The organism is Cereibacter changlensis JA139, assembly GCF_003034985.1.
GTDB lineage: Bacteria > Pseudomonadota > Alphaproteobacteria > Rhodobacterales > Rhodobacteraceae > Cereibacter > Cereibacter changlensis.
In genome coordinates this window covers 1-4545 of the sequence record NZ_PZKG01000213.1, presented here as the reverse complement: position 1 = coordinate 4545, position 4545 = coordinate 1, and the positions used below count along the sequence as shown (strand labels likewise).

Here is a 4545-nt window from a genome sequence, read left to right as displayed (position 1 = left end):
CCCGGACCCCACCCCCCGAGGATATTTTTTCGACAGGAAAGGGGGGAGGGGGAGTTGGTGCGGTTGATGGGCGCGGCGGTCATCCGTTTTTCCGGCTGGTGCGAAGCGGGGCGCGACCGTATCACTGGGGGCAAGCTGGAGGAGATGCCCATGAACGCGCTGCGCCCCGATGTCGATCCCGATGGTCTGATGGAGTTTTCGGTGGTCTTCACCGACCGCTCGCTGAACCACATGTCCGCGAAGTTCCAGGTCGTGATGCGCGACATTTCCTCGATGCTGAAGGAGGTCTATCACGCCGAGGCGGTGGCCCTGGTGCCGGGGGGTGGCTCCTACGCGATGGAGGCGGTGGCCCGGCAGTTCGCGACCGGGCGGCAGGCGCTGATCGTGCGGAACGGCTGGTTCTCCTATCGCTGGACGCAGATCCTCGACGCGGGCGGGTTCGCGGCGGGTCAGACGGTGGTGATGGCGCGGCCTGCGGGCAACGGGGCACGGGCGGCCTTTGCCCCGCCGCCGATCGAGGAGGTGGTGGCGCGGATCGCCGAGGCCCGGCCCGACGTGGTCTTCGCGCCGCATGTCGAGACCTCGGCCGGGCTGATCCTGCCGGATGACTATATCGCGCGGATGGCGGCGGCGGCGCATGAGGTGGGGGCGCTGATGGTGCTCGACTGCATCGCCAGCGGTTGCGTCTGGGTGGATATGGCGGCGACCGGGGTCGATGTGCTGATCTCGGCGCCGCAGAAGGGCTGGTCGGCCTCGCCTTCGGCGGGGCTTGTCATGTTCTCGGCCCGGGCGTTGGCGCGGCTGGAGGAGACGGCGTCGAATTCCTTCGCGCTCGATCTGAAGAAATGGCGCAGCATCATGGCGGCCTATGAGGCGGGCGGGCATGCCTATCATGCCACCATGCCGACCGATGCGCTGGTCGGCTTCCGCGATGCGATGGCCGAGACGAAGGCGTATGGCTTCGAGGCGCTGAAGGCGGCGCAATGGGAGCTGGGGGCCGGGGTGCGGGCGATGCTGGCGGAGAAGGGCGTGGCCTCGGTCGCGGCGGAAGGCTTCGGCGCGCCGGGGGTGGTGGTGAGTTTCACCGAGGATCCCGAGGTGCAGAACGGCAGGAAGTTCCTGGCGGAAGGCATGCAGATCGCGGCGGGCGTGCCGCTGCAGGTCGGCGAGGGCGAGGGGTTCCGCACCTTCCGGCTCGGGCTCTTCGGGCTGGACAAGCTTTATGATGTCGAGGGCACGCTGGCGCGGCTGAAGGGCGTGCTCGACCGCGTGCTTTAACGCACGCCGAGCCCGGCCTTCATCAGGGTCTTGCGCACCGGGGCGAGGGAATACATCGCGTTGAGCATCGTGGCGCGCAGGTCGCGCCAGACCGGATCGCCCAGCATCGAGGCCCGGTTCAGCGCGTCGATGCCCATGATGCGGGCCTGAACCTCCAGATGGCGGCGGCGGTGGTAGGCCTCGAGCATCGCCGGTTCGCCGAGCGTCTCGGGGCGCGCGAGGTCGAGGAGGGCTGCGAGATCGGCGAGGCTCATGTTCAGACCCTGCGCGCCGATCGGCGGCATGACATGCGCGGCTTCGGCCATCAGGGCGGTGCGCTCGCCGGTCATCCGCTCGGCGATCTGGCTGATGATCGGCCAGAGGGTGCGGCGCGAGGCGAGGCGGAGCGGGCCGAGGATGCCGCAGGAGCGGGCGTCCATCGCCGCCTCGAACGCCGGCGCCGGGAGGGCCTGCAGGCGCTGCGCCTCGGCGCCGGTCTCCATCCAGACGATGGCGGAGGCGGGCTGGCCGTCGCGGTCGGGCAGGGGGACGAGGGTGAAGGGGCCGCCGGACCGGTGGATCTCGGTCGAGACGTTCCGGTGCGGCACATCATGGGTGACCGTGAAGGCCAGCGCCTTCTGGCCGTAGCGCATGACCCGGGCGCCGATGCCCAGAGCCTCGCGCACGGGCGAGTTGCGGCCATCGGCGCCGATCAAGAGCCGGGCCGAGACGCGGCTGCCGTCGGTCAGGCTGATGACGGCCTCGCTTTCGCGGGTGAGCACGCTGCGGGTGGCGGTGCCGGGGCGGAAATCGACATTGGGCAGCGTGGCGAGATGGGCGACCATCTCGCGCCGCAGGAGCCAGTTCGGCAGGTTCCAGCCGAAGGGCTGGTCGGAGATGTCGGAAGCGTCGAAATCCTTGACGATGCGCGGCTCTTCCACGGCGCCGCCGGCGTCGATGATGCGCATGACCTGCAGGGGCGCGGCATGGGGCGCGAGGCGGTCCCAGAGGCCGGCCGCCTGCAGCACCGGGATCGAGGGTTGCAGGAAGGCGGTGGAGCGCAGGTCGGCGCCCTCGGCCTCGGCCGAGATGACGGGCGGGGCGGGATCGACGCAGATCACGTCATAGCCCGCCGAGGCGAAGCCCGCGGCCGCGGTCAGCCCGGCGACGCCGCCGCCGGAGATCAGGATGTCTGTGCGGATGCGGGTCATCGGATGGTCCCCCTCGGGATGGATTGCGTCGGACGGGGAGATAGCGCGTCAGCCGAAGGTGACGAGCACCAGCGCGATGAGCACGACCGGCACCAGCGCCAGCGCGGTCATGGCGAGAGCGACGACGCCCCATGTCATCACCGCGACGCTGACGCCGGCCACCACGAGGATCAGCCCGAGGAAGAAGGCGACCTCGCCCTGGGTGACGGTCTTCTTGTAGCCGTCGAGCTGCGGGATGGTGGAATTGTCGGCGGGGTGGGGGGTGGTCATGATCGGTCTCCGGTGGTTCGGCTGGTAGATAGGCGCAAAGTGTCGCAGCAGCACCTGTCATTTCGTCGCAGCCGGTCAGGGCTGCAGCGGATCAGGGCAGCAGCCGGGCGAGGAAGTCGGAGAGATCGAGCGTGTGGTGGTGGATATGCGGGGCGGGGGCCGCCTCGGGCGCCACATGGACGGTGCGCATGCCCATCTGGTGCGGGGCGAGCAGGTTGCGGGCGTCATCCTCGAACATCGCGGCGGTGGCGGGGCTGAGGCTGTCGGCGGCGAAGACCGTCTCGAAGGCGACACGCTCGGGCTTGGGGCGGTAGCCAGCGTGCTCGACGCCATAGACCGCGTCGAACAGGCCGGAGAGGCCGCGCGCCGCGATCACCCGCTCGGCATAGGGGGCCGAGCCGTTGGTGAAGACGATCTTGCGCCCCGGCAGGTCGCGGATGCGGGCGGCGAGCAGCATGTCCTTCTCGAGATGATCGAGGGTGATGTCATGCACATGGGTCATGTAGGGCGCGGGATCGACGCCGTGTTCGGTCATCAGCCCGGCCAGCGTGGTGCCGTAGGTGCGCCAGTAGTGGCTGCGCAGCCGGTCGGCCTCGGCCCGTTCGACCTTGAGCGCGGTCATCACCCAGTCGGTCATTCTCACTTCGATCTGGTCGAAGAGGCGGGCCGAGAGCGGGTAGAGGGTGTTGTCGAGGTCGAAGACCCAGCCGCGGACGTGGGAAAAATGATGCGCTACCATGGCCGCGACCCTATCCCGCAGGCCCGGGCGCGGCAATGCTTTGCGGTTGCTTCCGGCGGCGCGGCGCGGATAACGTCGCCGGATATTGCCAGTGACGAAAGGCCGATCCTCCCGTGCAGAAAGATGCCTATACGCTGATCCTCGAGGCGATCGACGCCGGGGTCTACAAGCCGGGCGACCGGCTGGTCGAATCCGAGCTGGCCGAGCGGCTGGGCGTGTCGCGCACCCCGGTGCGGGAGGCGCTGCAACGGCTGGAGACGCAGTCGATGCTGACGCGCGACGGGCGCAGCCTGATCGTCGCCTCGCTGGACCACAACCAGCTGGCCGAGCTTTATGCGGTGCGCACCGAGCTGGAGGGTCTGGCGGCGCGGCTGGCGGCGCGGCATGCGACCGACGAGGAGGTGCGGGTGCTGCGCGGCATGGTCGAGGATGACAAGCACCTGCTGGCGGGCGATCCCCGGGCGCTGAGCCGGGCCAACAAGCGGTTCCACAAGCAGATCCATCTGGCCTCGCACAACCGCTTCCTGGTGCAGCAGCTCGATCTGGTGCATCGGTCGATGGCGCTGATGGCCACGACCTCCTTCGCGGCCGAGGGGCGGGACGAGGTGGCGATGGCCGAGCATGAGGAGATCGTGCGGGCCATCGAGCAGCGCGACGGCGAGGCGGCCTATCAGGCGCTGCGCAACCACATCTCCAAGGCCTTCGAGACCCGGCTGCGGGTCGACGCCGGGGAGCTGCGGCTGCGCTAGGGCGGCGGTTCCGTGGGCGGGAAATGGCCGTGGCTGGTCTTGTCCCAGTAGAAGGGCGCGGCCAGCATCTCGATCCCCGCCTTGTAGGAGGCCAGCGCGCCCAGAAGGTAATAGACCGGCGTCGTCGGCACCCAGAGCGGGCTGAGCCGGCGCCGTGTCAGCCGCAGCGCCAGGATGCCGATCAGGATGTTCACCGCCTCGGCTCCGACGAACAGCGCGACCAGCGCCCTGAGCAGCGGTTCTGGCAGGCTACTCGCCGGATGCGGCAGGCCGAGGCTGAGCAGCCAGAACGACCAGAGCAGCGGCGCCAGCAGGAATT

At 69.5% G+C, this 4545-nt stretch carries 5 protein-coding genes and 1 pseudogene; 2 read left to right on the top strand and 4 right to left on the bottom strand.

Annotated elements, in window-relative coordinates; all coding sequences use genetic code 11:
- Nucleotides 1-150 precede the first annotated feature (150 nt).
- A complete protein-coding gene (locus tag C5F48_RS21955; RefSeq protein WP_107665878.1) occupies nucleotides 151-1278 on the top strand; it encodes an aminotransferase class V-fold PLP-dependent enzyme in 1128 nt (375 codons plus the stop codon).
- On the opposite strand, the gene C5F48_RS21950 is transcribed toward C5F48_RS21955, so the two are convergent.
- From C5F48_RS21950 to C5F48_RS21940, 3 genes are all read right to left on the bottom strand, one after another.
- Nucleotides 1275-2468: a UbiH/UbiF family hydroxylase gene (locus C5F48_RS21950; RefSeq protein WP_107665877.1), complete on the bottom strand. Its 1194-nt coding sequence runs from the start codon at nucleotides 2466-2468 to the stop codon at nucleotides 1275-1277. The two genes, C5F48_RS21955 and C5F48_RS21950, sit on opposite strands and share 4 nt — an antisense overlap.
- A 48-nt stretch (nucleotides 2469-2516) precedes the next feature.
- On the bottom strand, nucleotides 2517-2738 hold the full coding sequence (locus C5F48_RS21945; protein ID WP_107665876.1) for a hypothetical protein: 222 nt from the start codon (nucleotides 2736-2738) through the stop codon (nucleotides 2517-2519).
- A gap of 91 nt (nucleotides 2739-2829) precedes the next feature.
- Complete coding sequence (locus tag C5F48_RS21940) at nucleotides 2830-3477, bottom strand: pyrimidine 5'-nucleotidase (RefSeq protein ID WP_107665875.1); 648 nt, start codon at nucleotides 3475-3477, stop codon at nucleotides 2830-2832.
- Between the two features lie 113 nt (nucleotides 3478-3590).
- On the opposite strand from C5F48_RS21940, the gene C5F48_RS21935 reads away from it, so the two are divergent.
- Nucleotides 3591-4226 carry a GntR family transcriptional regulator gene (locus C5F48_RS21935; RefSeq protein WP_107665874.1) on the top strand — a complete coding sequence of 212 codons (636 nt, stop codon included), beginning with the start codon at nucleotides 3591-3593 and terminating at the stop codon, nucleotides 4224-4226.
- On the opposite strand, the pseudogene C5F48_RS25370 reads toward C5F48_RS21935, so the two are convergent.
- A pseudogene (locus C5F48_RS25370) lies at nucleotides 4223-4545 on the bottom strand (glycosyl transferase); the annotation flags it as partial. The gene C5F48_RS21935 and the pseudogene C5F48_RS25370 overlap by 4 nt on opposite strands.